The following is a 26,586-nucleotide window of genomic DNA, read 5'->3' on the forward strand; positions in this document are numbered from 1 at the left end:
ATTATGAAGTTGGTTACGGTGGTCATTAAGCCATTCAAGCTGGAAGAGGTGCGTGAGGCGCTTTCCGCCATTGGCATTCAGGGGCTGACGGTGACGGAAGTTAAGGGCTTCGGGCGCCAGAAAGGCCATGCGGAGCTGTATCGCGGCGCGGAGTACAGCGTCAATTTCCTGCCTAAGGTCAAAATCGATATTGCCATTGCCGACGATCAGGTGGATGAGGTGGTGGAAGTCATCAAGAACGCCGCCTGGACCGGCAAGATCGGCGACGGCAAGATTTTCGTCGCCGAACTGCAGCGCGTTATTCGTATTCGTACCGGCGAAGCCGATGAAGCCGCACTGTAACAGGCCTTGAATGGGGATAATTAAGATGAAAAAACTGACCTCAAAAATCGGCTGTGGCGCGCTGGCACTGGCGCCAGGTCTGGCGCTGGCAGCGCCCGCCGCAGCCGATAAGGCGGATAACGCCTTTATGATGATTTGCACCGCGCTGGTGCTGTTTATGACTATACCAGGACTGGCTCTGTTTTACGGGGGGCTGCTGCGCGGGCGAAACGTACTTTCAATGTTGACTCAGGTGAGCGTCAGCTTCGCGATGGTCTGCGTGCTGTGGGTGCTTTATGGCTACACCCTGGCCTTTGGCGAAGGAGGCTCCTTCTTCGGTAATTTCGACCAGATTATGTTGAAGGGCATTGAGCTGACGGCGCTGACCGGCTCCTTCTATCAGTATATCCACGTGGCTTTCCAGGGCTCTTTCGCCTGCATTACCGTGGCGCTGATCGTCGGCGCTCTGGCGGAGCGTATCCGCTTTTCGGCGGTGCTGATCTTCGTGGTGGTGTGGCTGACTCTCTCCTATATTCCCATTGCCCATATGGTATGGGGCGGCGGTCTGCTCGGCACCCACGGGGCGCTGGACTTCGCGGGAGGCACGGTGGTGCATATTAACGCCGCGGTTGCCGGTCTGGTGGGGGCTTACCTGCTGGGTAAGCGCGTGGGCTATGGCAAAGAGGCTTTTAAGCCCCACAATCTGCCGATGGTCTTTATGGGTACCGCGATTCTCTACATCGGCTGGTTTGGCTTTAATGCCGGTTCAGCCAGCGCGGCGAATGAGGTTGCGGCTCTGGCCTTTGTGAATACCGTGGTGGCGACGGCGGCTGCGATTCTGGGCTGGATCTTTGGCGAATGGGCGCTGCGCGGCAAGCCATCGCTGCTCGGCGCCTGCTCTGGCGCCATTGCCGGACTGGTGGGGATTACCCCTGCCTGCGGAACCGTGGGCGTCGGCGGCGCGCTGATTATTGGTCTGGTTGCCGGTCTGGCCGGGCTGTGGGGCGTGACGGCCCTCAAGCGCTGGCTGCGGGTGGACGATCCCTGCGATGTCTTCGGGGTACACGGCGTATGCGGCATCATTGGTTGCGTGCTGACCGGCGTGTTCACTGCTACCTCTCTGGGCGGTACCGGCTTTGCCGATGGCGTGACGATGGGGCATCAGGTACTGGTACAGCTGGAAAGCATTGGCATTACCGTAGTCTGGTCCGGCGTGGTCGCCTTTATTGGCTATAAGCTGGCAGATATCGCGGTTGGGCTACGGGTCCCGGAAGATCAGGAGCGCGAAGGGCTGGACGTCAACAGCCACGGCGAAAATGCCTACAACCACTGATTTCTACCCCAAAGAATTAAAAGCCCGAACCCAGGTTCGGGCTTTTTGCATTATTCACCGTGGCGGCGAATGACCCCTTCCTGTACCGACGACGCGACCAGTTCGCCGTCGCGATTGTAGAATTCGCCGCGCACAAAGCCGCGGGCGCTGGAGGCGGAGGTACTCTCTACGTCATAGAGCAACCAGTCGTTGATGTCGAACGGGCGGTGGAACCACATCGAATGGTCGATGGTGGCGACCTGCATACCCGGCTCCAGGAAGCCCACGCCGTGGGGCTGAAGCGAAACCGGCAGGAAGTTAAAGTCTGAAGCGTAGCCCAGCAGGTACTGATGTATGTTCAGATTGTCGGGCACGGCGCCGTTAGCCCGTAACCACACCTGACGTTTGGGGCCGTCGACGTGGCCTTTGAGCGGGTTATGGAAGGTGACGGGGCGCATCTCCAGCGGCTTTTCGCCCAGGAACTTATTGCGGGCCTTTTCCGGCAGCAGGTGAGCCAGCGAGCGGGCGATATCGGTTTCCGATTTCAGCGATTCGGGCGGCGGCGCGTCCGGCATAGCTTTCTGATGCTCAAACCCCGGCTCCGGCGCCTGGAAGGAGGCGGTCATATAGAAGATGGGCTTACCGTTCTGAATGGCGGCCACCCGACGGGCGCTAAAGCTGTTGCCGTCACGCAGCACCTCGACATCGTAAACGATCGGTTTCTGGGTATCGCCGGGGCGGAGGAAGTAGCTGTGAAAGGAGTGCGCCAGTCTGGCCTCCGGCACCGTCTGTTTGGCGGCAGAGAGCGCCTGGCCTACCACCTGGCCGCCGAACACACGCTTTAGCCCAAGGTCTTCGCTCTGGCCGCGAAACAGCCCCTCTTCGATCTTTTCCAACCGTAGCAGCGTCAGCAAACTATCAAGCGCCTGACTCATCGTCTCTCCTGTTATTGGCAAATCACAATGTTTCTCAGTATACCGCACAACCCGCCGGGGGCAGGTAAGTACAATTGTCTGATTCCCCGCCCTTTAAGAGGAAAAAAATGGCATGATGTGCCACACTTAAGGGCATATCTGGTGTAGACCACCCGGTCTGGGATGCATTGATACTAAGGAGAAGTCAATGAAACTGGTGCATATGTTAAGTGGTTTAGCGGTTGCCGTAGCGCTGGCTGGCTGCGCACAGGACAAGTCTGAACAGGTTCCCGCGCCGACGACCCAGGGGGCGACGATAGCCGGAAGCACCGCGCAGAACGATCTGCGCCTGCCCAATGTATCGGGCTCTGTCTGGCTGAAACAGAATGTGGTGCTGCCGCCGCACGCCGTACTGACGGTTACCCTGTCTGACGCTTCGCTGGCGGATGCGCCATCGAAGGTATTGACCCAGAGAGCGGTACGGACCGAAGGGAAACAGGCGCCGTTTACCTTTATCCTGCCGTTTAACCCGTCGGACGTGAAACCGAACGCTCGAATTCTGCTGAGCGCGGCTGTTACGGTGGATGATAAGCTGATGTTTATTACCGATACTATCCAGCCGGTGGTGAACAACGGCGTAACCAAAGCGGACATTACGCTGGTTCCGGTGCAACAAACGGCGGTGCCGGTGAAGCCGGGCCCCAATCCCGTGAACCAGGGCGGAATGATGTCGGGTTCGCAGCAGCAGGGGGCGGCTTCATCAACGCCGGCCCTGTACTGATTGCCGTTCACTGCTCTGCTAAGGCGCCTTCCAGGCGTCTTTTTTATGACACACGATCGGTGAATGGCAGATGGCCTGTGGCGACGAGGTAATGAATCTTTAATAATCAATGGGTTATTTTTTCTGTGCCACCATGATTTATGATGAAAATGGTGGTAGATTTTATCTGCTATAAAAAGCTCTTTAATAACAGATGGATACGTTTAGAGTGTTCCCCGCGCCAGCGGGGATAAACCGCTCTTTGTCCCCCTGAATGCGCCGCAGCTTTTGTGTTCCCCGCGCCAGCGGGGATAAACCGCCACCAGGACTGTTCGCCCCCACCATGGTCAGGTGTTCCCCGCGCCAGCGGGGATAAACCGGCCGCTGGTGTTAACTCGCTGGCTGGTAATATGTGTTCCCCGCGCCAGCGGGGATAAACCGGAATGCGCTTTCATGTTGTGTGCCGGTTACGGGTGTTCCCCGCGCCAGCGGGGATAAACCGGTTGCGACCAACATACCCCGCAGCGGAGCCAGGTGTTCCCCGCGCCAGCGGGGATAAACCGCGCAGCCCACATAAAATCCCATTCGTTACTTCGTGTTCCCCGCGCCAGCGGGGATAAACCGCAACCACTCTTAACAGATTAAACGGCCTTTTGGTGTTCCCCGCGCCAGCGGGGATAAACCGCAAGTTGGCGTACCTGGTGCCTCGCGATGGCTGTGTTCCCCGCGCCAGCGGGGATAAACCGGCTAGTGCTTCTTTTTCGTTATCCTTGTAGTTGTGTTCCCCGCGCCAGCGGGGATAAACCGCACTCACCGATTTCCTTTAACGGGGTCATGATGTGTTCCCCGCGCCAGCGGGGATAAACCGATTCTGACCTTTTTTTCACGTAAGTTGTTGTTGTGTTCCCCGCGCCAGCGGGGATAAACCGAACGCGTCCTCATCCTGCGTAAATAACCTGCTGTGTTCCCCGCGCCAGCGGGGATAAACCGCGGGGCTCCCAACGCGAATGGGTCGCTATCTAGTGTTCCCCGCGCCAGCGGGGATAAACCGAGATCGACGAAATATGCGCTGTTGATAACCTGGTGTTCCCCGCGCCAGCGGGGATAAACCGTAGTGCTCGATGCCCAGGAACTGGAAATGCTGGTGTTCCCCGCGCCAGCGGGGATAAACCGCGAAATTTTTAAAACGCTGCAGATGGTCCGCCGTGTTCCCCGCGCCAGCGGGGATAAACCGCTTCAGCCCACGAAGGGAGCCAGCCTGTTTGAGTGTTCCCCGCGCCAGCGGGGATAAACCGCTACAGCAAAACATACAGGCCGTTTACGCTGAGTGTTCCCCGCGCCAGCGGGGATAAACCGGGAGGCCCTGATTAGTTCAATTTTCCGTTTGGGTGTTCCCCGCGCCAGCGGGGATAAACCGCGTCTACGTGCTCAGGAATTCCAAAAACGTAGGTGTTCCCCGCGCCAGCGGGGATAAACCCGAATAGCGCCGCGACTGCGCCATCCTGCGCCAGGTGTTCCCCGCGCCAGCGGGGATAAACCGTTGAAAATGGAACTCGGCGCTCATCGCCAGGAGTGTTCCCCGCGCCAGCGGGGATAAACCGCGTCCACTGGCGGAGAATACGCTGAAACGAATGTGTTCCCCGCGCCAGCGGGGATAAACCGGGCATTAGGCTGATAACTCGTTATGGTTCATGGTGTTCCCCGCGCCAGCGGGGATAAACCGGAAACTGGCGATGGCGAATAACACTGCAATGAGTGTTCCCCGCGCCAGCGGGGATAAACCGATCGCTATAACCCGCTTTCTTGGCCTGTTCAGGTGTTCCCCGCGCCAGCGGGGATAAACCGTTGCTGCAGCCATCAAGGCAGATTCCAGCTTAGTGTTCCCCGCGCCAGCGGGGATAAACCGGGTGGGTGGGAGATCACCCCGGGGAAACGGCGGTGTTCCCCGCGCCAGCGGGGATAAAGAAGTTCAATAGCGCCAGCGGTAACGCTGAAGATCGATCTCGCCGCGTCCGGAAACTTGCACCCCTTCGGCCAGCAGCGCCTGACGCTGACGCTGGAGATCGGGACCGGTCAGTGAAATCACGCCATGGCGATTCACCACCCGGTGCCAGGGCAGGCGGCTACCTTCGGGTAGTCTTTTTAGCACGCCACCCACCTGGCGTGCCGCTCGTGGGGAACCGGCCAGCTGCGCGACCTCGCCATAGGTGGTGACGCAACCTTCGGGAATAGCGGCGATAATCTGGTAGACCCGGCTGGCGAAGGTATCCTGAATCTCTTCCATTGCGTTGCTCCTGTCGTGGGGCCACCAGAATAAACAGCCAATGGGGGAGTGTGAAGAGCGGGTTGTGCAAGAATCAGGCATCCGGGCTGAGTCGGCTTGCAATTGCTCCAGCGTATGGGGATAATGCCCCGGCGCTTGTGGGGCTGGCCCCGCAAGTCCTCAATGGGGGCCCTGTTGGTTCTCCCGCAATACTAACCTGTGAACCCGGTCAGGTCCGGAAGGAAGCAGCCGCAGCAGGTGACGTGTGTGCCGGGATGTCGCTGGCAGGGCCCCCACCCAATTCAGGGCCCTTACGATACTCATCTGTTTTACCCCCGAACCGCCACTGGGGCACCGCTTTCCATACCGCACAGGTAACTGTAAACCCGGGCATCTTTATCGCAGATAACGTATCTGTCTTTCATAAAGCGCACATCATTAACGGACTTATACTCAGAGAGCAATCCCAGCTCACACAGCACGCGGATCCACCCCAGCGGGCCATAGGATTTTTGTTCGTAGATTTTACGTCTGACCTTTTTCACATCTGCACGCAGCAGAGTGGTCTGCAGTTCCTGATAATCCAGATTAATTTTGGGGGCGCTAACTTTTTCAAACAGAAAGTTTTTGACGTAAAAATCAGCGGCTTTTTCCTTAACCTGAATAAAGACGTCATCGACCTTTTCAACGAAAATAGCGTAGATCAGCACCTTCATATAGAGTTTGAAGACTATACCGTCTGAGATAGCGGATTTTTTTACTGATAGCGTGCCGACTTCTACACAGGAACGTCCATAAAACTCAGGGGAATTGATTTCGTCATTAAACAGTTTCATACAGGGCAGAGTATGATGTTTAATGATGCTGATGGTGCCAACGACTTCTCCCAGGTATCTGGCCAGGAACAGTTTACTCTCCGGATTTAATAAACCCTCATTATATAAGAATGATTTGTTTTTGTTGCTAATGATTCCGTTACTGACATATTCGTTATAAACCACCTCCATGCCTTTCAGAAAGTCAACGAATTCCCTTGCAGGTTCAATGGTAATTTCTGGTGGTAATTTATTGATAATGCTGCATATTCTTATTGTTCTTGTATTTAATATACCATCATTTATTGCCTTCCTGGATACATTTGTTTTAGCCATCCCACTCCACCTGACTGAAAAGTTGTGAATTAAACACATTAAATATAATTAACTATTTCAGCTGTGCGCATGAGGATTATCTGATCTCTGAACTGGTCGGTCCGCCAGCGCTAAAACAAAAAAGGCCGGAGCGATGGGCTCCGGCCTGAATTAACAACGGAACATGCCGTTATGGGGTGACGATATTGAACCAGAATTCGAATTTATCCATATAGCTCAGTAGCTCATCCAGTTTCGCTGCATCACCGTCGATCTTCATATCGCCATTGTCGCGAGCCTGCTTAATGCTCTCCTGTTTAAGGATAATCTTGTTCAGGGTGTCGCGGGACAGCGTAATGGTGGCGTCTGCGTTTTTATCCTGGGCATTGGCGGTATGGTTTAGCACGCCATTTTCCAGTTCCAGTTTATATTTACCGCCGTCGTTACCCAGATCGATATTGAGAACCGATTTCGCACCAGCCGCTTTCTGGCCGTTAAGGTGTACCGCCAGGTAGTCGAAGAACATCTCCGGCGTCATGGCGCGTACGGTATCCGGACTGGCGGTGTTCGGCGTTGGCAGTTTCTGTACCCCGTTACGCAGCTCCTGGGCGCCGGTCAGGTAGAAGTTACGCCACGGGCCCGATTCCGCCTGGTAGCCCAGTTGCTCCAGGGCATCCGCTTCCAGATTACGCGCTGCCTGGTTTGACGGATCGGCAAAGACGACTTTGCTGACCACCTGCGCCACCCAACGATAGTTGCCCTTATCGTAATCCTGCTTCGCTTTGTTAAGGATGCTGTCGGCACCGCCCATATACTCGACGAATTTCTTCGCGGCCTGTTCCGGTGGCAGCTCGTCCAGGGTAGCCGGGTTGCCATCGAACCAGCCAAGATAGAGCACATAGGTGGCTTTCACGTCATGGCTCACCGAGCCGTAGTAGCCACGGCTGGACCAGGCTTTCTCCAGGGTTGGCGGCAGGGTAAAGTTATTGGCGATCTCGTCGCGGGTCAGGCCCTTATTGGCCAGGCGCAGCGTCTGGTCGTTGATATAACGATACATATCACGCTGGTTTTTCATCAGTTTAACGACGTTGTCATTACCCCAGGTTGGCCAGTGGTGCTGGGCCATAATGATTTCGGCTTCGCCGCCCCAGCGGTCGATGGCGTCGTTAATGTATTTCGACCAGGCCAGCGGATCGCGGATTTTAGCACCGCGCAGTGAATAGGTGTTATGCAGGGTATGAGTCACATCTTCTGCGGCCTCGATCATTTTCTTCTCTTTGACATACCACAGCATTTCGGACGGCGCTTCTGAGCCTGGCGCCATCATAAAATCGTAGGTCAGGCCGTCGATCTTCTCTTCCTGGCCGGTTTTGGTAATGTAGTTGGTTGGGGCGATCAGCGTCACGGTACCGGCAGAGGTGGTGGTACCCAGACCGGCGCCCACCTGGCCTTTGGCATCCGGCTTCAACAGGTTACCGTACATGTAACTGGCGCGGCGGCTCATGACGTTACCGGCCATCATGTTTTCAGAGACCGCTTCTTCCATAAAGCCTGCCGGGGCATAGACTTTCACCTTACCGGACTTCACATCGGCTTCATCGATCACGCCGCGTACGCCGCCGTAGTGGTCCACGTGGCTGTGGGTGTAGATCACCGCCACTACCGGTTTTTTGCCGCGGTTTTTATAGTAGAGGTCCATACCGACTTTCGCCGTTTCTGCCGAAACCAGCGGATCGACCACGGTAATACCTTTTTCCCCTTCGATAATCGTCATATTCGACAGGTCGAGGTTGCGGATCTGATAAACACCCTCGGTGACTTCGAACAGGCCGCTGATATTAATTAACTGAGACTGTCGCCACAGGCTGGGGTTAACGCTATCCGGCGCTTTTTCACCTTCTTTAATAAAGGCGTATTTCTGCGGATCCCAGACCACATTCCCCTTTTCACCCTTTATGACTTCCTGGGGAATGGCAGCGATAAATCCTTTATGAGCGTTGGTAAAGTCGGTGTTATCAGAGAACGGCAGCTTGTTGTAGAGCGCGTTGTTGGCCTGCTTCGTGGCTTCAGTCGCCTCCTGGGGGGCAGCCTGTGCGAAAACGGGGACGGTAATGGTGGTCAGCAGACCGGCGAGCGCCAGATTCCTGATAATAGGCTTCAGTTGCATTGAAAAAACCTCGTGTGGTTATCATCGCGATAAATCCATTTTCACGACAGGTTGTAAATAATATGGGTAACGTGGCATCACCCTTCTGGAATAAGACAAAGCATAGCCAGGATAAGTAAACCTGTAGACTTAATAGCGCCTTTAGCCTGGCTTAATAAAGGGAAAATCCCCGCCGCAGCGGGGAATGAGAGGGATATTTTATTTTTTACGATGAGTCAGTAAATAGAACGCCGGGATCACCAACATCGAGAGCAGTGGGGCGCTGATCATTCCGCCAATCATCGGTGCGGCGATACGCTGCATCACCTCTGAACCGGTACCGCTGCCCCACATAATCGGCAGCAGACCCGCCATAATGGTGGCGACGGTCATCGCTTTCGGGCGCACGCGCAGTACCGCGCCTTCGTGGATCGCCGCATTCAGCGCCTGGGATGTTTCACCGCCGTGTTTATCCAGGGCGTGATTCAGATAGAGCACCATAATCACGCCGAATTCTGCGGCCACCCCGGCAAGAGCGATAAAGCCCACCGCCGCCGCCACCGACAGGTTGTAGTCCAGCAGCCACAGCAGCCAGACTCCGCCAATCAGCGCAAAGGGCAGGGTGCCCATAATCAGCAGAGCGTCCCGCACCCGATTAAAGGTAAGGTAGAGCAGAACAAAGATAATCGCCAGGGTAAGGGGCAGCACCAGCGTAAGTTTTGCGGTAGCCCGTTCCAGATATTCGTACTGCCCGGACCAGCTCAGGGAGACTCCCTCAGGCAGTTTGACCTCACGGCCGACGACCTGCCGCATCTCCCGTACCGCCGAGGCCAGATCGCGATCGCGGATGTCCACATAGATCCAGTTAGTCAGGCGGGCATTTTCGCTTTTCAGCATCGGCGGACCGCTGGTGACGCTGATATCCGCCAGTTCGGCCAGGGCTATCTGTTCTCCTCCGGCGGTCACTACCGGCAGCTCGCGCAGTTTCTGCAACGAATCGCGCATTTCGCGCGGATAGCGCACGTTTATCGGGTAACGTTCGCGCCCTTCAAGGGTGGTGCCGATATTATCGCCGCCCACCAGGCTTGCCACCAGCGACTGTAGTTCCTTCACTGATACGCCATAGCGCGCCGCCTTGCGCCGGTCGATATCGATATTGATATAACGCCCGCCGTCCAGGCGCTCCGCCAGCGCGGAGGTGACGCCCGGCACCCTACGCACCACCCGCTCGATCTGCTCAGCGGTCTGTTCGATCTGCGCGATGTTATTGCCGTTTACCTTGATTCCCACCGGGCTTTTGATGCCAGTAGCCAGCATATCCAGGCGGTTACGGATCGGCGGCACCCAGACGTTGGCGATGCCCGGAACCTGCACCCGGCTGTCCAGTTCCTCGATCAGTTTGTCCATGGTCATCCCCGGGCGCCACCGATCTTTTGGTTTAAAGCGGATCGTGGTTTCCAGCATGGTCAGCGGCGCCGGATCGGTAGCGGTATCGGCTCGTCCTGCCTTACCAAAAACGGTATCCACCTCCGGTACCGTTTTGATCAAACGGTCGGTCAGTTGCAGCAGGCGCGCCGCCTCGCGGCTGGAGATCCCCGGCAGGGTAGAGGGCATATACAGCAGATCCCCTTCGTCGATCTGCGGCAGAAATTCGCTGCCCAGCTGTGACAGCGGCCAGAGCGTGGCGATAAGCAATGCCGTTGCCACGCCCAGCGTCGCCTTCGGCCAGCGCAGAACTCTATCCAGCAGCGGTTCATACAGGCGGATCAGGGCGCGGTTCAGCGGATTGCTGTGCTCGTCCGGGATCTTCCCGCGAATGAAAAAGCCCATCAGAATCGGCACCAGGGTAATGCCCAGACCGGCCGCCACGGCCATCGACCAGGTTTTGGTAAAGGCCAGGGGGGAAAACATTTTCCCTTCCTGGGCTTCCAGGGTGAAGACCGGAATAAAAGAGAGAGTAATGATCAGCAGGCTACAGAACAGAGCGGGGCCGACTTCGGAAGAGGCCTGCTGGGTTATCCGCCAGTAGTCCGCCGAACGCGGCGTTTGTTGGGGATTGTCGTGGCGCCACTGTTCCAGCACCTTGTGCATGTTTTCGATCATCACGATGGCGGCATCCACCATGGCGCCAATGGCGATGGCGATCCCCCCCAGCGACATCATATTGGCGCTGATGCCCTGATAGTGCATTACGATAAAGGCGCCGAGGATCCCCAGCGGCAGACTGATCATCGCCACCAGGGCGCTGCGAAAATGGAACAGAAACAGGGTGCAGACCACCGCCACCACAATAAACTCTTCAATCAGTTTTTGGGTCAGGGTTTTGACTGAATTTTCAATCAGCTGTGATCGATCGTAGACCGGTACTATCTCCACCCCCTGGGGCAAACTCCTTTTGATCTCCTCCAGCCTGGCCTTTACCGCGTTGATGGTGGTCATGGCGTTTTTACCGGAGCGCATGATGATGATACCGCCCGCCACTTCGCCTTCGCCGTTAAGTTCCGCCACGCCGCGGCGTATCTCCGGACCGCGTCTGACGGTGGCGATATCGCCCAGCAGCACCGGCACGCCGCCACGGCTGGCGATGACCACATTGCGAAACGCCTCCAGATTTTGCAGGTAGCCGGAGGTACGTACCATATACTCCGCTTCACCCATCTCCAGTACCGAGCCGCCTCCTTCCTGGTTGGCGCTCTTAATGGCGTCGATGGCCTGGGTGTGGCTGACGTTAAGGGCCCGCATCCGGTCCGGGTTGAGCACCACCTGGTACTGCTTCACCATGCCGCCGACGCTGGCGACTTCCGAGACGTTGGGCACGGTTTTCAGCTCGTATTTCAGAATCCAGTCCTGGATCGCCCGAAGATCCCCCAGACTGTGGTTGCCGCTGCGGTCGACCAGCGCATACTCGTACACCCAGCCGACGCCGGTGGCATCCGGCCCCAGCGAGGCCTTTGCTTCCGGAGGCAGGCTGTTTTGTACCTGGCTTAAATACTCCAGTACCCGGGAACGCGCCCAGTACAGATCGGTGCCGTCATCAAACAAAATGTAGATATAAGCATCACCGAACATGGAAAAGCCGCGCACCGTTCTGGCTCCGGGCACCGACAGCATGGTGGTGGTGAGCGGATACGTCACTTGATCTTCCACGATCTGCGGGGCCTTACCCGGATAGTTCACCCGGACGATCACCTGGGTATCGGAGAGATCCGGCAGGGCATCAAGGGGCGCCTGCTGCACAGACCAGACTCCCCAGGCTGCCATGATTAGCGTCGCGAGCAGCACCAACAGCCGGTTGCGCAACGAGGCGCGAATAATGGCGGCGATCATGGCTGCTCCTTGTGGTCGTGCCCGGCTTCGTCGCTCATGGGCATTATCGAGGCGATATGTACGCCGTCATCGTCCATCGTAAAGCTGAACATCACCCGCTCACCGGTTTTAAGTCCGGCTTTTTGCTGCGATGTAATGGTGAAGTCCATGGTCATGGCTGACCATTTCAGTGCCGGTACCGGGTCGTGTGCGATGGTGACGGAGTCCGGATTGAGGGCCATGATAACGCCATGGGTACTCCAGCTTTGCGGCGTGGATTCCGCTGGCGAATCACCCATCTGCGGCAGGGCGCTGCGCAGACTGGCTTCAGAATCGATCAGGAACTGGCCGGAGGTGACGACCTGCTGACCTTCTTGCAGGCCGCTGCGGACCTCCAGCATACCGTCACCGCTCTGGCCAGTGGTGACCGCCACCGGTCGGAACAGACCGTCGCCTTCTTTGATCAGTACCCGTCCGCCGTCGCGGGTGGCAATTAGCGCCTCTTCGGGGATGGTCAGTACCGGCGCGTTTTGGGAAGTGTCAGCCAGTTGGACGTTGAGGATCATGCCCGGTTTTAGTCGCCGGCACGGATTATCCAGCACTACGCGGGCCTTCAGGGTACGAGTGGTGGCTTCCAGGTCCGGCAGCAGTTCGGCTATGGCGCCGTGAAAGGTGTCGCCGGGCCAGGAAGCGGTGGTGGCCTTGACTTTCATGCCCTGGCGAAGCTGGCTGGCCTGGCTTTCCGGGTAGTCGATCACCATCCATACCGGATCCAGCGCCGCCACTTCAAACAGTCCCTGATTCGCTGCGACCTGGCTACCGGTTCTGACATCCAGCTTGCTGATATAGCCATCGCGCGGGGCGTATAGCGTGATGCGCGGCTGAGGAGCGCCGCTGCGTTCGACGGCGCGAATGACCGATTCCGGCATAAACTGCAGTCGCAGACGTGCGCGGGCGGCGCGGGTTAGCGCGCTATCGCCCATCTGACGTACCGCCAGATACTCCTGCTGGGCCGCAGTCCATTGGGGGATCCACAGTCGGGCCAGCGGTGCATTGCGTTTCACCAACTGCTGGGGGGCGCTAACCAACAACTTTTCTACCTGACCCGCAGCGGGGGCGGAAACAGTGGTGATACTGCGTTGGTCGGTGGCGACGGTGCCGAAAGCGGCAAGCTGGCTTCCGAACGTGCGAAGCGTGACTGGTGCGGTACGCACGCCCAGATTCTGTTGCTGGCGTGCGCTAATCTGTACGCCGTTATCGTCCCGGGTTTCATCCGCATAGCGCGGAACCAGCTCCATATCCATAAAAGGGGACTTCCCCGGCTTATCGAAGCGGGTGCCGGGAACCATAGGATCGTACCAGTAGAGGACTTTGCGATCCTGCTGCGGGTTTTGCGGTTCGGCGCCGGCAGGCGCACGGTGGCTGAGACTGCCCAGCCAGTAGCCGCCAGCCAGCAGCGCGATGGCGGCGGTGACCAGCGGCAGAGCGGTTTTCAGTTTCATGATTGGGACTCCTGCGGCGTCAGGTAGCGGATGGCGGCCCAGGCATCGGCAAGCGCTTTTTCGGCATTATTGCGGGCGACTTCACCATTCAGCAGATCGCGGCGGGCGGAAAGAAGTTCTGACAGCCCCGATCCGCCCGACTGATACTGGGCTTTGACCAGGCGGACTTTTGAACGCAGTAGCGGCAGGACTTCATTAACCTGGCGGTCGTAAATGGCTTTCGCCGCGTTGTACTGAGAAATCAGCTGATTTAGCACGGCCTGATGTTCGCGCATTAACAGCGTTAACTGATCGGTGGCCTGGTAAGTGCGGGAGACATCCGCCGCGTGGTCTTTATCCTGGCGTTTGCCCTGGAACAGGGGAAGATCGACAGTGAACATCACTCCGGCCATATCGTCCATGCCGTCGGCGCGTTTGGCGTAATAGACCTCTACCCCGACATCCGGGATGGCAGCGACCTCCGACTGACGGGATTTAGCTCTGGCGGTTGCCGCCTCCCGGCTGGCCTGAACGATCTCCGGATGCAGCTTAATGGCGGCGATAAGCGTGGCTTCATCGGCGGGCAGGCGTTCAATACGCGGCAGTGGGCCGGATACGGCGGTGATGTTTTGCCCCGTGAGCTGCATCAGCCTTGCCTGGGCAATCTGCAGGTCCCGGCGGGCGTTATCCGCCTCATTTTCCATCGTGCTCAGGGCCAGGCGCAGATCCAGTACGCTACTGGCGCTGGCGGTTCCGCTGGCAACACCGGCGGTCTGAACGCTGCCCTGGCGTCGGGTTTCCGCAATCAGGGTTTCGATCGCCTTCAGCGTTTTTTGCGAAGCCGCCAGATTCAACCATGCCTGGGCGGTGTCGCGCTGTAGTCGGGCGCGAATAACACCGGCATTGGCCGCCGCCTTGCTGGCCTCGGATCGAATAGCCTCGGATCGACGCTCGCGTTTGGTGCTGCTAACGTACTGCTGCATCACGCCAACCCGCTGCATGGTCATCCCTTCACGGGTCAGACGATGGCCGTTTCCCCCCTGTACCGGAACGTTTTCGATACCAAATTTCAGTTTGGGATCCGGTAACTGCATGGCGGAGTCCGCCATATTATTCAGGGCGTTGACCTGATGATCGTTGGCGGAAAGCTCCGCCGAGTAGTCTTCCGCTGCGCTAAGTGCCTGTGCCAGGCTGGTGGCACCTGCAGCGGTAGAAAACAGGCACAGCGTAAGGGGCAGCCCGCAGGCCACCCTGTTGATATTGTGGAACATGTTCGCCTCCGGCAATTATTGCGCGCTGGCGGAGACCAGGGCGTAACCGGATTCCGTCTGACGGAAGGTGAAGCGAACCTGCTGGCCTGGGGCGAACGGTTCTCCCTGATAGCCGTCGAGCTCAAAGCTCATGATCATGGCGGGCCAGTTCAGCTGTGCGACGGGGCGGTGAGCGATAGAAACCGAGGTTGGGGACCAGGATTTGATCACGCCGGTGGTATTCCAGGTTTGTGCATTTTGGGATGAGCTTTCCATTCCCGCCATTGAGCTGTGATCCATCGCGCTAAATACGTTACCGGAAAGGCTAAGTAAGGCGGTAGTCAGAATAAAGTAAACAATACGCATTATAGAAATCTCCATATTCCCGAGATATTTCAGACGGTGCAGATAAACCGCCTGAATGATTCAGGAGTTAAAAACAGTGACTGGGAGCCATAAAGGCCGCGATCTGTGTTTCTAACGGAGTTCTATTCTCTGAAGCGGCAAAAACGTATTTCGGCAGGTGGGCCAGTAACGGGCGGCTGATGCCACAGGGCCTGCTCAATGCAGGGCGTCTGGTGGCTGGCGACAGGCAGCAGGGTGGCATCCACGGGCAGGGCGGTCAGCTGCAACGAAGGCGAACTGGTCTGGGCGCTGTCCGGGTTGCAGTGCTTCTCGCACAGCGCCTTTTGGGGCGCAGCGTGCTGCATGCCTGGCATCTGCGTATGTGTGACGCTTTGCGGTTCGTTGATTTCAGATGGTGGTGTTGGCGTATGGTGGGCGGCCAGCGCCAGTTGCATATTCAGCAGTAGCCAGCAGGCAACCACGAACCCCGCGCGGATACGAAACCGGCGCCGGATTAATGGCTGAAAGAGCGACTGAATATGCTGTAGCATGGCTACCTTGCCGATAATAGAAGTGAATAAATTAAACCATATTTTTTAGAACGATGGCCACAGAAAAAGAAGAATAATGCAAAGTGAGCCGTAATTAAAAAAATCGCCTATATTTATTCACAAATAAATAACGAATAAAGCGGCCATGATTTATTGCCCACGGCTGTAAGGGATTATCCCCCCGTTTCGCTATCAACCACGCGCCGCATATGTTCAACCAGAATCTGGGCGGTCATTTCCGGCAGTTCGAGGGCGATAAGACCATCCATGCCGCACAGCAGGGCGATAAGCCGCCAGGCGATGGCTTCCGGACGATCTTTCAACTGAAATGCGTTCTGCTCGGCGCCATGGCGCAGAATTTTGGCGGTCTCTTCATGCCACAGGGTTGTGGCGGTGGCCAGCGCCTGGCGAAGGATTGGATCCTGTTCCGCCAGCACCTGCGCTTCGCGCCACAGGCGCAGGTAAGGATCATTAAGGGCGGTATCGGCTCCCAGCATAATCCATAGCCGCTCGCGCCATGTGCCATCAATAGTTGCATCGTCCAGGGAGTTGCGTACCAGAGTCAGAAAGGCCTCGGCTTTTAACGCTGAGGAGGAGGAAAAGTGATGGTGTACCTGGCCGGCGGCAATGCCCGCTTCGCCAGCGATACGCCTTACCGTCATTGCCCCAAAGCCTTCGACCAGGGCCAGATTCATCGCTGCCGTCAGAATAGTTTCACGCCGCGCTTCGCGTTTCAGGTAGGACATTATGCTGCTCTTTTATCACGAACCAGAGGGCAGTTTAACAAAAAACTGGACAAGTGTTCAGTTTTCAGTGAGGATCGAAAATGGACGCGTGTCCAGTTTTTGAAAGTGCTTTAAAGTGAGTGAGTTATGCAACGTCAGTGGTTAGTGCTGGGCATTATTATTCTGGCTTATGTGCCGGTGGCGATCGACGCCACCGTGCTGCACGTAGCGGCGCCGTCGCTCAGCGTGGCGCTACAGGCGACGGGCAGCGAGCTGTTATGGATTATCGATATCTATTCACTGGTGATGGCGGGTATGGTGCTGCCGATGGGGGCGCTGGGGGATCGCATCGGTTTCCGGCGTTTGATGCTGTCAGGTGCTGTTATCTTCGGACTGGGGTCGCTGGCGGCCGCTTATGCGCCGGATGCCGGGCTGTTGATCGCTGCCCGGGCGCTGCTGGCGGTCGGCGCGGCGATGATTCTGCCGGCGACCCTGGCCGGTATTCGCACCACCTTTAATGATGCCGGGCAGCGAAACGTCGCGCTGGGTATCTGGGCGGCGATCGGCTCCGGCGGCGCCGCGTTTGGGCCGCTGGTGGGCGGCGTGGTTATGACGCATTTCTCCTGGGGCGCGGTCTTTTTGATTAACATCCCCATTGTGGCCCTGGTGCTTCTGCTGACCTGGCGCTGGGTGCCACGCCAGGCCTTTCGTTCCCAACAGAAGTTGAATCTGCCCCAGGCTATTATGCTGGTGGTGGCGATCCTGGGGCTGGTCTGGGCAGTGAAGAGCGCGATGAAGCCCGATATCAAAGCGATGCAAACGCTGGCCGCGCTTGTGCCTGCGCTATTGCTGCTGGTTTGGTTTGTTCGCATCCAACTGCGTTCGCCATCGCCGATGATCGATATCGCGCTGTTTCGCCATCGGGTGATCCTCACCGGCGTGGTGATGGCGGTGACCTCAATGGTGGCGCTGGTGGGATTTGAGCTGCTGATGGCGCAGGAGTTGCAGTTCGTCCATGGCCGGACACCGCTTCAGGCTGCGCTGTTTATGCTGCCGGTCATGCTTGCCAGCAGCTGTAGCGGTCCGCTGGCGGGGATGCTGGTTTCCCGTCTGGGGCTGCGCCGGGTCGCCACGGCTGGCATGGCGCTGAGTGGACTGAGTTTCCTGGGGCTGGCTAATGCCGATTTTCAGCATCAGCAGTGGCTGGTATGGAGCTGGATGGTGCTGTTGGGCATCAGTGCGACCGTGGCGTTGCTTTCTGCGACTTCGGCCATTATGTCGGCCACGCCGAAAGAGAAAGCGGCAGCGGCAGGGGCGATTGAAACTATGGCCTATGAACTGGGGGCCGGGTTGGGGATAGCGCTGTTTGGTCTGGTGCTGGCCCGTAGCTACAGCGCCGTTATCGCGCTGCCATTGGGGCTGACGGCAGACGAACAGCTCCGTGCCGCGTCCTCTATTGGCGAGGCGGTACAGGTGGCTGCCGGGCTGGAATCCGGACGCGGTCTGGCGGTGATGGAAGCCGCTTCGCAGGCCTTTACCCATTCCCACAGCGTGGTGCTGTTTTCCGCCTGCGTGATTTTACTGGCGCTGGCGGCAGTCGTCTGGTTTGCGCTAAGCGCCCAGCGATGCGAAAGCAACTAGTCAGGAAACTTTAGTAAACCAGCGGCTCAGATCGTGCAGGGGGCCGTCGCCGCGAAACTGTCCGCCGCCCGCGTAGTGCAGGGTGGCAGGCCAGGAAGGTTCCCGACATACCCGGGCCTCAACCACTTCAAAGATAAAAAAGTTGTAGTCACTCACCAGGCTGTCGTCATAAAGACGGCATTCGAAGCTGGCATAGCATTCGGCAATGGTCGGGGCTCTGACCTTCACGCCCGGCTCTGGGGTTAAGCCGAAATAATCAAATTTATCCACCTGCGCGCCGCTGCAATTGCCGATTTGGGCAACGGTATCGGCTAACGCTTCGGTCGGCAGATTCAGTACGCACTCTTCACTGTGCAGCACCATATCGAAGCTGTGATTACCGGCGGAAAGCATACAGCCTACCAGCGATGGCGAGAATTCCATTATGGTGTGCCAGCCCAGGGCCATAATGTTATTTTTCCCCTGCCAGTGGGAGCTGACCAGTAATACCGGGCCGGGCTCCAGCCAGCGTCGCACGTCGCTGACTGGCCAGGTTGCTTTGTTCATCATCCGCCTCTCTGTGTCAGAAAACCTGTCAGAGGAAGCGTAGAAGAAAAATGGCCTTAGCGCCCGGTGGGTGAGCGCTGGCGTAGCGCTTCCAGCGTCTGGCGCTGTCCGCCCTGCCCGTCGAAATTGGCGGGCGACAACCAGCGCTGAAACGCGGTATTAAGATGCGGCCATTCACTGTCGATAATGGAATACCATGCGGTGTCCCGGTTGCGTCCTTTGTAGACCAGCGCCTGACGGAAAACACCTTCGTACTGAAAGCCCAGGCGCTGTGCGGCGCGGCGCGAAGGCGCATTCAGGCTGTCACACTTCCACTCATAGCGACGATAGCCCAGTTCGTTGAAGGCATATTGCATCAACAGCCAGTGGGCTTCGGTAGAGAGCGGGCTGCGTTGCATGAGCGCAGAGAAGTGAACGTGGCCAACTTCCATAACGCCGTGCTGCGGCACAATACGCATCAGGGCCAGCGTACCGACCGGGCGCTGGCTGGCGTTATCCATCACCGTAAAATGGAGCGGGTCATCGGTGGCAGCGGCTTGCGCCAACTGGCGGGTGAAGGCATCGACATCGCGCGGTGGCTCCATAGGGAGCCATGTCCAGTGGCTGTCATCGCTGGCCTGTGAAAAGGCATGGTAGAGGCCGGGGGCCTGTTCCTGCTGTAGGGGGATCAGTCGGCACCAGTTTCCTTCCAGCGTCCGGCGCTGTGGTGTGGGGCGGGGTTGCCAGTCAGGCAGGCTATCGCCCACCGGCTGGCCCCAGATATTTAGCGGCATGGCTCTCTCCTGGAGTCGCATGCCGCAAGGCGTTATGCAGGCGCGACAGCGACGTTTTTGATTGCGCTGGCGTGTTCCAGCGACCAGATATCATAAAAAGAGATTTCACCCTTGGTGGCAACCATTTTGCGCAATTGCGCTTTTTGTTGTGCAGTGATCCGGGGGGAGTTCAGGATGCTATCGATTAACGAAGTCGGGGCGAAACGGGTGTTGTACCACTCGCCGTTATAGCAGACACGCAGATCCAGCACGTCAATGTCGCTGTAATGGTAGCGGGGATTCACATCAAAAAAGAAAAAACCATTCAGCAGAATAAAAAGGACGACCAGCAGCCAGACGGAATCGGCCAGGGTAGGGGAGAGCATCATCACCGCCAGCGTGGCGAACCAGCCGAGGTACATGGTGATAAACAGCCAGGGGTGATTGCGGATAAAACTAATACTGAGCCGCGGACGATTGTCACGCTTCTCCTGGTGATTGAGCTGTTCAATGGTGGCAGTTAGCAGGCGCTGTATTTCACTCATAGAGGACCTTTTGATAATAAGCGACGCGCCCAGAAGGCGATGTGCTTATGGTAGAAGGTCCTGCTGTTGATAAAAAGTAACAGTTGTGCTGCGAAAAGTAATAACAGTAGATAACTGTTATCTGACCTTCCTTACGGATCCATCCGGTGCCAACATCAGGAATATTGATGAGAATTCTTAAATTAGTCTTTAGCCTTATTGTTATCAGGTATAACTCTTATTTTTGATTGTTACCTGAGGCTTGTTTGTTTTCTCCTGTGAAAGCACATAGCAAAACATCGACAGGCCGCCGTGCAGCACTGGCGCTAAGGCATTCACTTATTAGTTTAGATTGGGGAGTCTTAGGTTATCGGACAAATTTCCACACAGACGTCGGGATTTTATCGTAAAGCTTGTTCATCGTGAGTTCAGCCAGGCGGTGGTCAGCAGCTGAATAAAATACCGCCAGTTCATGGTCTGATAATTCGTATTTATTTTTTTCGATAACACGCTCCAGCGTATCGATAGTCTGGCAGCGGCGCAGACGCATCAGATAGTCTGTCTTGGTTAACGGCTTGGTTGTCATGAAATCACCTCAAGTGCTTCTAAAATTATTAAAATGAAAGGCTTACCGGGTTGGCTCTGCTTTCATTGACGAAACACTGGAACAAGCGACGGCTGGATTTGTACCATTGTTGCAAATCCTGTGCATTAATGCCGTAGTTGCTAAACAACATGAAGGTGTCGTCCAGATATTCGTCTATTTGTTGGGTTAACCTACTCTCATCTTCGTACTTAATCTTGTAATTAAGTGCGAAGGTCGCTATATGCTCAATCAAATCATTCAACTGCAGATTGACGGTGGCGGTCGGGTCATTAACCCAGCCGGGGGTGCCATCGTCGAGCCTTGCCAGGCAGTCGTGATACAGGTTCTCGCAGAGATATTTTAGCTGCGCTATATCATGCCGCTTCGGTGAGTATTCGTCCATATGCTATCCCCTTTTATCGTATAAATCTGATAAAGCATCAGGTAAAGGGCACCGTCATAATGTGGAGATTTAACGCACATTTTCAACTACTGATAAATTATAAATCAGTATTTGAGAATTTTCCCTACGGTATTACGAAAAATTACAATTAAGCAACTGGAATGGCTTATTAATGATTTTACCCTGAACCTCTCGTTCTGTGAATAGCTGTTTTTTGCCTGAAAAAAATTCCCAATCTTTTCAGAAGGTTGGTTTGGTCGTTGATTAGGCTCAATTTTGACGTAAGCGGCGCGCCATAGAGAAATGGCAATAAGATAACTGTGATTAATCTGTAAAATTAAATTAGTTTAACAATCACGGTTGTAGATGATTGAAATGGCAAAATAATCTTTGATCTGGTTGGGGGCGGGAAGATATAAAAAAGGCCGCTAACGCGGCCTTTTTCACTATCTGAAGACAGCTTATACGTTGTGTTCTGACGGCTTCTGCTCGCTCTCTTCGACCTTTTTGCCGAAGCGACGGCGTACCACCACGAAGAACAGCGGAACGAAGAAGATGGCCAGTATGGTGGCGGTAATCATACCGCCCATTACGCCGGTACCTACCGCGTTCTGGGAGCCGGAGCCTGCACCGGTACTGATGGCCAGCGGCATTACCCCAAGGATAAAGGCCAGAGAGGTCATCAGAATGGGGCGCAGACGCATACGTACCGCCTCCAGCGTCGATTCAATAAGCCCTTTGCCCTCTTTTTCCATCAGGTCCTTGGCGAATTCTACGATAAGTATCGCGTTCTTCGCCGACAGGCCTATGGTGGTCAACAGACCTACCTGGAAGTAGACGTCGTTAGTCAGGCCGCGTAGCGTTGCGGCCAGCAGCGCCCCGACAACCCCCAGCGGCACCACCAGCATAACCGAGAACGGAATCGACCAGCTCTCGTACAGCGCCGCCAGACACAGGAACACCACAATCAGCGAGATGGCGTACAGTGCCGGAGCCTGGTTACCGGAGAGTCGCTCCTGATAAGAGAGGCCGGTCCAGTCATAACCCACGCCGGTCGGTAGCTTACTGGCCAACTGCTCCATCAGCGCCATGGCTTCACCGGTACTCTTACCCTGAACCGCTTCACCCAGGATCTCCATGGAGGGCAGACCGTTGTAACGTTCCAGACGCGGTGAACCGTACTGCCAGTGGCCGGTCGCGAAGGCGCTGAACGGCACCATCTGACCATCGGAACCACGCACGTACCATTTACTGATATCGCTCGGCAGCATACGGGAAGAGGCTTCACCCATGATGTAAACCTTCTTCACACGACCGCGGTCGATGAAGTCGTTAACGTAGCTACTCCCCCAGCCGGCGCCCAGCGTGGTGTTGATATCGCTGATGGAGACGCCCAGTGATTCGGCTTTCTCCTGATCGATCTCAATCTTGTACTGCGGCGTATCTTCCAGACCGTTAGGACGTACCGTAGACAGAACGTCAGGATGCTGTGCCGCCATGCCCAGGAGCTGGTTACGGGCCTGCATTAGCGCGTCGTGTCCCAGACCGCCCTGGTCTATCAGCTCGAAGTCGAAGCCGGTTGCGTTACCCAGTTCCACAATGGCTGGCAGGTTAAAGGCGAACACCATCGCATCTTTAATCTGCGAGAAGGCGCCCATGGCCCGACCGGTAATGGCGGTAACCTTGTTTTCCGCTCCCTGACGTTCGTCCCAGTCCTTCAGGCTGACGAAGGCCAGACCGGTGTTCTGACCACGACCCGCAAAGCCAAAGCCGTTAACCGTAAAGACGGAGTTAACGTTATCTTTCTCTTTAGTCAGGAAGTAGTCGTTGACCCGATCCAGGATCTTCTGGGTACGCTCCTGAGAAGCCCCAGCAGGCAACTGGGCCTGTACCAGGAATACCCCCTGATCCTCTTCCGGCAGGAAGGAGCTCGGCAGACGCAGGAACAGCCAGGCCATCCCCACCACAATCAGCACATACAGCAGCAGATAGCGGCCGGTGCTGCGCAGAATGTTGCCCACGCTGTCGGTGTAGTGATGCGTGCTCTTATCGAACATGCGGTTGAACCAGCCGAAGAAGCCTTTCTTACCTTCGCCGTGGTCACCTTTCTTCACCGGTTTCAGCATGGTGGCGCAGAGCGCTGGCGTCAGGATCATCGCCACCAGTACCGACAGCACCATCGCGGAAACAATCGTGATGGAGAACTGGCGATAGATAGCGCCGGTTGCGCCGCCGAAGAAGGCCATCGGGATAAATACTGCCGACAGCACCATCGCAATACCGACCAGAGCCCCCTGGATCTGGCCCATCGACTTACGGGTGGCCTCCTTGGGAGGGAGCCCATCCTCCACCATGACACGCTCAACGTTTTCGACCACCACGATGGCGTCATCCACCAACAGACCTATCGCAAGGACCATGGCGAACATCGTTAGCGTGTTTATCGAGTAGCCAAAGGCGGCAAGCACCGCAAAGGTCCCCAGGAGTACGACCGGCACCGCGATGGTAGGAATCAGCGTGGCGCGGAAGTTTTGCAGGAACAGGTACATGACCAGGAAGACCAGCACGATGGCTTCCACCAGGGTTTTCACCACTTCGAAGATCGAGATCTTAACGAATGGCGTGGTGTCGTACGGGTAAACCACTTCCATACCTTCCGGGAAGAAGGGCTTCAGTTTTTCTACCTGTTCGCGCACCGCAGCGGCGGTATCCAGTGCGTTAGCACCGGTCGCCAGCTTGATCCCCAGACCAGACGCCGGGTGTCCGTTAAAGCGGGCGATAACGTCGTAGCTTTCACCGCCCAGTTCAATCTTCGCGACATCGCGCAGACGAACCTGGGAACCATCCTGGTTCACTTTCAGCAGGATTTTGCCAAACTCCTCGGTAGAGGTCAGACGGGTCTGCGCGATGATAGAGGCGTTAAGCTGCTGCCCCTTAACCGGTGGCGTACCGCCTAACTGACCTGCGGCAACCTGGGCGTTCTGGGCCTTAATGGCCGTGGTCACGTCGCCTGGCGTCAGGGCGTAGTTGGTCAGCTTGTCCGGATCGAGCCAGATACGCATCGCGTACTGGGAGCCAAACAGCTGGACGTCACCCACACCTGCGGTACGACTGACCGGGTCTTTGATATTTGAGCCAACGTAGTCCGAGATATCTTCCTGCGTCATGCTGCCGTTGGTGTTGATAAAGCCAAGCACCATCAGGAAGCTACTGGAAGATTTTTTCACGTTGATACCCTGCTGCTGCACTTCCTGCGGCAGCAGCGGCATTGCCAGCTGCAGTTTGTTCTGCACCTGCACCTGGGCGATATCCGCGTCGGTGCCGGTATCAAAGGTCAGCGTAATCTCAACGGTACCCGACGAGTCACTGGTGGAAGACATGTACATCAGGTTATCGATACCGTTCATGTTCTGTTCGATAACCTGAGTCACAGTGTCCTGCACCGTTTTCGCGTCAGCACCCGGATAGGTGGCCGTAACGGTCACAGCCGGTGGCGCAATCGTCGGATATTGCGCGATGGGAAGCTTCAATATTGAAAGCAACCCTGCCAGCATGATGATGATCGCGATAACCCACGCAAAGATGGGGCGATCGATAAAAAACTTAGCCATGCCTTAACGGCTCCTGTTTTTGTTAAGACTGTTTCTGTTCGGACTGAGCTGCTGCGCCCTGTGACTGCGCGTCGGCATCGCCGGATTTGGCTTCTTCAGGCTTAACCGTGGCGCCGGGTTTAATCTTCTGCAGCCCGGAGACAATCACCTGGTCCCCGTCCTTCAGCCCGTCAGTGACCAGCCACTTATCGCCAATGGCCTGACTGGTAGTGACCTGGCGCACTTCAACTTTGTTGTCCTTTCCCACCACCATAGCGGTGGCTTCGCCGCGAGGCGTACGGGTGATCCCCTGCTGAGGCACCAGCAGCGCGTTGGGGTGAGTCCCTTCTTCCAGCGTCGCACGCACATACATGCCAGGCAGCAGCGTATGGTCGGGGTTCGGGAAGATAGCGCGCAGCGTGATGGATCCCGTGGTCTGATCAACGGTGACGTCCGAGAATTCCAGAGTACCGGTCTGGTTGTACTGAACCCCGTTAGAAGTGCTCAGGGTCACTTTTGCCTTACCGTTTTCCTGCTTCAGGGTGCCGTTAGCCAGCTCCTGTTTCAGACGCAGGAAATCGTTGCTGGACTGGGTGACATCCACATAGATCGGATCCAACTGAGTGACGGTCGCCATGGCGGTTGACTGACCCGTTTGCACCAGCGCCCCTTCGGTGACGGCAGATTTGCTGATACGTCCACTAATCGGCGAGGTTACCTTGGTATAGGCGAGGTTAATACGAGCGGTTTCCACCGCGGCTTTAGCAGCCACGACCGCGGCGTCAGCCTGTTTGGCTTCGGCAGCGGCGTTATCGTAGTCCTGTTGACTTACATAGTTAGTGCCAAGCAGTTTCCGGTAACGGTTTACCGTCAGACGTGCCATATGGGCGCTGGCTTCAGCTTTAGCCAGATCGCCTTTAGCGCTGTCCCACGAAGCCTGATAGGTCGCAGGGTCGATCTGATAAAGCGAAACTCCGGCCTTAATGTCACTTCCTTCGACAAAATTACGTTTCAGGATAATGCCACCGACCTGAGGACGCACTTCCGCAACGCGGTAAGGGCTGGTGCGTCCGGGAAGTTCAGTTTTCATCTGAAGAGGTTCGCTTTGCAGCGTTACAACGTCCACAGGTATCGCCTGAGCCGACTGCTGCTGGGACTGATCGTCATTACATCCTGTAAGCGCTAAACCGCCTGAGAGCATCAGAACGACCGCCAGAGGCGACAACCCTCTGTTTTTGTTCATAGGTAAACCTCGAGTGTCCGATTTCAAAATTTGATCAATGGTCAAAAGTCCATAAACCCATTGCTGCGTTTATATTATCGTCGTGCTATGGTACATACATTCACAAATGTATGTAAATCTGACTCCTGCAAATCCCTTAACCGATGGCACGAAAAACCAAACAGCAGGCGCAAGAGACGCGCCAGCACATTCTTGACGTGGCGCTGCGCCTTTTTTCCGAACAGGGCGTTTCGGCCACTTCGCTTGCTGATATCGCGAAGGCGGCAGGCGTGACGCGCGGCGCCATCTACTGGCATTTTCGCAATAAATCCGATCTGTTCAATGAAATATGGGAGCTATCGGAATCCAGTATTGGGGATTTAGAGATTGAGTATCGGGCAAAATTTCCCGAGGATCCACTCTCAGCGCTCAGAGAGCTTTTGATTTACATTCTGGAAACCACGGTAACGGAAGAACGCCGACGTCTAATGATGGAGATTATTTTCCATAAATGCGAGTTTGTTGGCGAAATGATGACGGTACAGCAGGCTCAGCGCGGCCTTTATATGGAAGGCTACGATCGCATTGAAGCCAGCCTGAAACGCTGTAGTGATGCCGGCATGTTGCCTGCCTCCCTGCAAACCCGCCGTGCCGCGATCCTGATGCGCTGCTATATTACCGGTATTATGGAAAGCTGGCTGTTTGCGCCAGATACTTTTGATCTGCAGCGTGAGGCCCGGGAGTATGTGGCGATTCTGATTGAGATGTTCCAGCACTGTCCAACCCTGCGTCAGCCCGAAGGCGAATAACCACTCAGG

At 56.3% G+C, this 26,586-nt stretch carries 22 protein-coding genes, 1 other RNA gene and 1 CRISPR repeat array; of the genes, 6 read left to right on the plus strand and 17 right to left on the minus strand.

Going from position 1 to position 26,586, the window contains the following annotated elements; translation table 11 throughout:
* Window positions 1–3: 3 nt before the first annotated feature.
* Both glnK and amtB read left to right on the plus strand, forming a co-directional pair.
* Window positions 4–342 (plus strand): P-II family nitrogen regulator, encoded by a 339-nt coding sequence (glnK, locus tag FEM41_RS11085; RefSeq protein ID WP_138096030.1) that lies wholly within the window; start codon window positions 4–6, stop codon window positions 340–342.
* A 25-nt stretch (window positions 343–367) separates the two neighbouring features.
* The gene (gene amtB / locus FEM41_RS11090) at window positions 368–1,654 is read left to right on the plus strand and encodes an ammonium transporter AmtB (protein ID WP_138096031.1); all 1,287 of its coding nucleotides are present in this window, start codon (window positions 368–370) and stop codon (window positions 1,652–1,654) included.
* 50 nt (window positions 1,655–1,704) lie between these two features.
* Here the strand turns inward: amtB and tesB are convergent, their stop codons facing one another.
* On the minus strand, window positions 1,705–2,568 hold the full coding sequence (gene tesB, locus FEM41_RS11095) for an acyl-CoA thioesterase II (protein ID WP_138096032.1): 864 nt from the start codon (window positions 2,566–2,568) through the stop codon (window positions 1,705–1,707).
* Between the two features lie 187 nt (window positions 2,569–2,755).
* Here tesB and FEM41_RS11100 point away from each other — a divergent pair, with 187 nt between their 5' ends.
* Window positions 2,756–3,328, plus strand: coding sequence for a YbaY family lipoprotein (locus FEM41_RS11100; RefSeq protein ID WP_138096033.1), 573 nt, complete (start codon window positions 2,756–2,758; stop codon window positions 3,326–3,328).
* A 208-nt stretch (window positions 3,329–3,536) separates the two neighbouring features.
* A CRISPR array of direct repeats spans window positions 3,537–5,274; the repeat unit is 29 nt; unit sequence GTGTTCCCCGCGCCAGCGGGGATAAACCG.
* 2 nt (window positions 5,275–5,276) lie between these two features.
* Here FEM41_RS11100 and FEM41_RS11105 read toward each other — a convergent pair.
* The gene (locus FEM41_RS11105; protein WP_138096034.1) at window positions 5,277–5,591 is read right to left on the minus strand and encodes an MGMT family protein; all 315 of its coding nucleotides are present in this window, start codon (window positions 5,589–5,591) and stop codon (window positions 5,277–5,279) included.
* Between the two features lie 172 nt (window positions 5,592–5,763).
* Here FEM41_RS11105 and ffs point away from each other — a divergent pair.
* Window positions 5,764–5,860: signal recognition particle sRNA small type (gene ffs, locus FEM41_RS11110), an RNA gene on the plus strand.
* A gap of 39 nt (window positions 5,861–5,899) precedes the next feature.
* Here ffs and FEM41_RS11115 read toward each other — a convergent pair.
* The 8 genes from FEM41_RS11115 to FEM41_RS11150 all read right to left on the minus strand — a co-directional run bounded on the left by FEM41_RS11115 (window position 5,900) and on the right by FEM41_RS11150 (window position 16,525).
* Complete coding sequence (locus FEM41_RS11115; RefSeq protein ID WP_138096035.1) at window positions 5,900–6,721, minus strand: N-acyl amino acid synthase FeeM domain-containing protein; 822 nt, start codon at window positions 6,719–6,721, stop codon at window positions 5,900–5,902.
* Between the two features lie 169 nt (window positions 6,722–6,890).
* Entirely contained in the window at window positions 6,891–8,867 is a 1,977-nt protein-coding gene (locus tag FEM41_RS11120; protein WP_138096036.1) for an alkyl/aryl-sulfatase, read from the minus strand.
* Window positions 8,868–9,065: 198 nt separating this feature from the next.
* A complete protein-coding gene (locus FEM41_RS11125) occupies window positions 9,066–12,173 on the minus strand; it encodes an efflux RND transporter permease subunit (RefSeq protein WP_138096037.1) in 3,108 nt (1,035 codons plus the stop codon).
* On the minus strand, window positions 12,170–13,654 hold the full coding sequence (locus FEM41_RS11130) for an efflux RND transporter periplasmic adaptor subunit (RefSeq protein WP_138096038.1): 1,485 nt from the start codon (window positions 13,652–13,654) through the stop codon (window positions 12,170–12,172). The genes FEM41_RS11125 and FEM41_RS11130 overlap by 4 nt, the downstream gene beginning before the upstream one ends.
* The gene (locus FEM41_RS11135; RefSeq protein ID WP_138096039.1) at window positions 13,651–14,904 is read right to left on the minus strand and encodes a TolC family protein; all 1,254 of its coding nucleotides are present in this window, start codon (window positions 14,902–14,904) and stop codon (window positions 13,651–13,653) included. The genes FEM41_RS11130 and FEM41_RS11135 overlap by 4 nt, the downstream gene beginning before the upstream one ends.
* Before the next feature lie 15 nt (window positions 14,905–14,919).
* Window positions 14,920–15,249, minus strand: a complete 330-nt coding sequence (locus FEM41_RS11140; RefSeq protein WP_138096040.1) for a copper-binding protein — start codon at window positions 15,247–15,249, stop codon at window positions 14,920–14,922.
* Between the two features lie 122 nt (window positions 15,250–15,371).
* Window positions 15,372–15,779 (minus strand): hypothetical protein, encoded by a 408-nt coding sequence (locus tag FEM41_RS11145; protein ID WP_138096041.1) that lies wholly within the window; start codon window positions 15,777–15,779, stop codon window positions 15,372–15,374.
* Window positions 15,780–15,952: 173 nt separating this feature from the next.
* The gene (locus FEM41_RS11150; protein ID WP_138096042.1) at window positions 15,953–16,525 is read right to left on the minus strand and encodes a TetR family transcriptional regulator; all 573 of its coding nucleotides are present in this window, start codon (window positions 16,523–16,525) and stop codon (window positions 15,953–15,955) included.
* 126 nt (window positions 16,526–16,651) lie between these two features.
* On the opposite strand from FEM41_RS11150, the gene FEM41_RS11155 reads away from it, so the two are divergent.
* A complete protein-coding gene (locus FEM41_RS11155) occupies window positions 16,652–18,145 on the plus strand; it encodes a SmvA family efflux MFS transporter (protein WP_138096043.1) in 1,494 nt (497 codons plus the stop codon).
* On the opposite strand, the gene FEM41_RS11160 is transcribed toward FEM41_RS11155, so the two are convergent.
* From FEM41_RS11160 to FEM41_RS11190, 7 genes are all read right to left on the minus strand, one after another.
* Window positions 18,146–18,691 carry a flavin reductase family protein gene (locus FEM41_RS11160; protein ID WP_138099167.1) on the minus strand — a complete coding sequence of 182 codons (546 nt, stop codon included), beginning with the start codon at window positions 18,689–18,691 and terminating at the stop codon, window positions 18,146–18,148.
* 56 nt (window positions 18,692–18,747) lie between these two features.
* The gene (locus FEM41_RS11165; protein WP_138096044.1) at window positions 18,748–19,464 is read right to left on the minus strand and encodes a GNAT family N-acetyltransferase; all 717 of its coding nucleotides are present in this window, start codon (window positions 19,462–19,464) and stop codon (window positions 18,748–18,750) included.
* Between the two features lie 32 nt (window positions 19,465–19,496).
* Entirely contained in the window at window positions 19,497–19,988 is a 492-nt protein-coding gene (locus FEM41_RS11170; protein WP_138096045.1) for a YlaC family protein, read from the minus strand.
* A 346-nt stretch (window positions 19,989–20,334) separates the two neighbouring features.
* Entirely contained in the window at window positions 20,335–20,553 is a 219-nt protein-coding gene (locus FEM41_RS11175) for an HHA domain-containing protein (protein WP_138096046.1), read from the minus strand.
* Between the two features lie 28 nt (window positions 20,554–20,581).
* The gene (gene tomB, locus FEM41_RS11180) at window positions 20,582–20,956 is read right to left on the minus strand and encodes an Hha toxicity modulator TomB (RefSeq protein ID WP_138096047.1); all 375 of its coding nucleotides are present in this window, start codon (window positions 20,954–20,956) and stop codon (window positions 20,582–20,584) included.
* Between the two features lie 461 nt (window positions 20,957–21,417).
* Window positions 21,418–24,567, minus strand: a complete 3,150-nt coding sequence (gene acrB / locus FEM41_RS11185; protein WP_138096048.1) for a multidrug efflux RND transporter permease subunit AcrB — start codon at window positions 24,565–24,567, stop codon at window positions 21,418–21,420.
* A 22-nt stretch (window positions 24,568–24,589) separates the two neighbouring features.
* The gene (locus FEM41_RS11190; protein ID WP_138096049.1) at window positions 24,590–25,789 is read right to left on the minus strand and encodes an efflux RND transporter periplasmic adaptor subunit; all 1,200 of its coding nucleotides are present in this window, start codon (window positions 25,787–25,789) and stop codon (window positions 24,590–24,592) included.
* A 143-nt stretch (window positions 25,790–25,932) separates the two neighbouring features.
* Here FEM41_RS11190 and acrR point away from each other — a divergent pair, with 143 nt between their 5' ends.
* Window positions 25,933–26,577, plus strand: coding sequence for a multidrug efflux transporter transcriptional repressor AcrR (gene acrR, locus FEM41_RS11195; RefSeq protein WP_138096050.1), 645 nt, complete (start codon window positions 25,933–25,935; stop codon window positions 26,575–26,577).
* Window positions 26,578–26,586: the final 9 nt, after the last annotated feature.

The sequence above is a fragment of the Jejubacter calystegiae genome (assembly GCF_005671395.1).
Classification (GTDB): domain Bacteria; phylum Pseudomonadota; class Gammaproteobacteria; order Enterobacterales; family Enterobacteriaceae; genus Jejubacter; species Jejubacter calystegiae.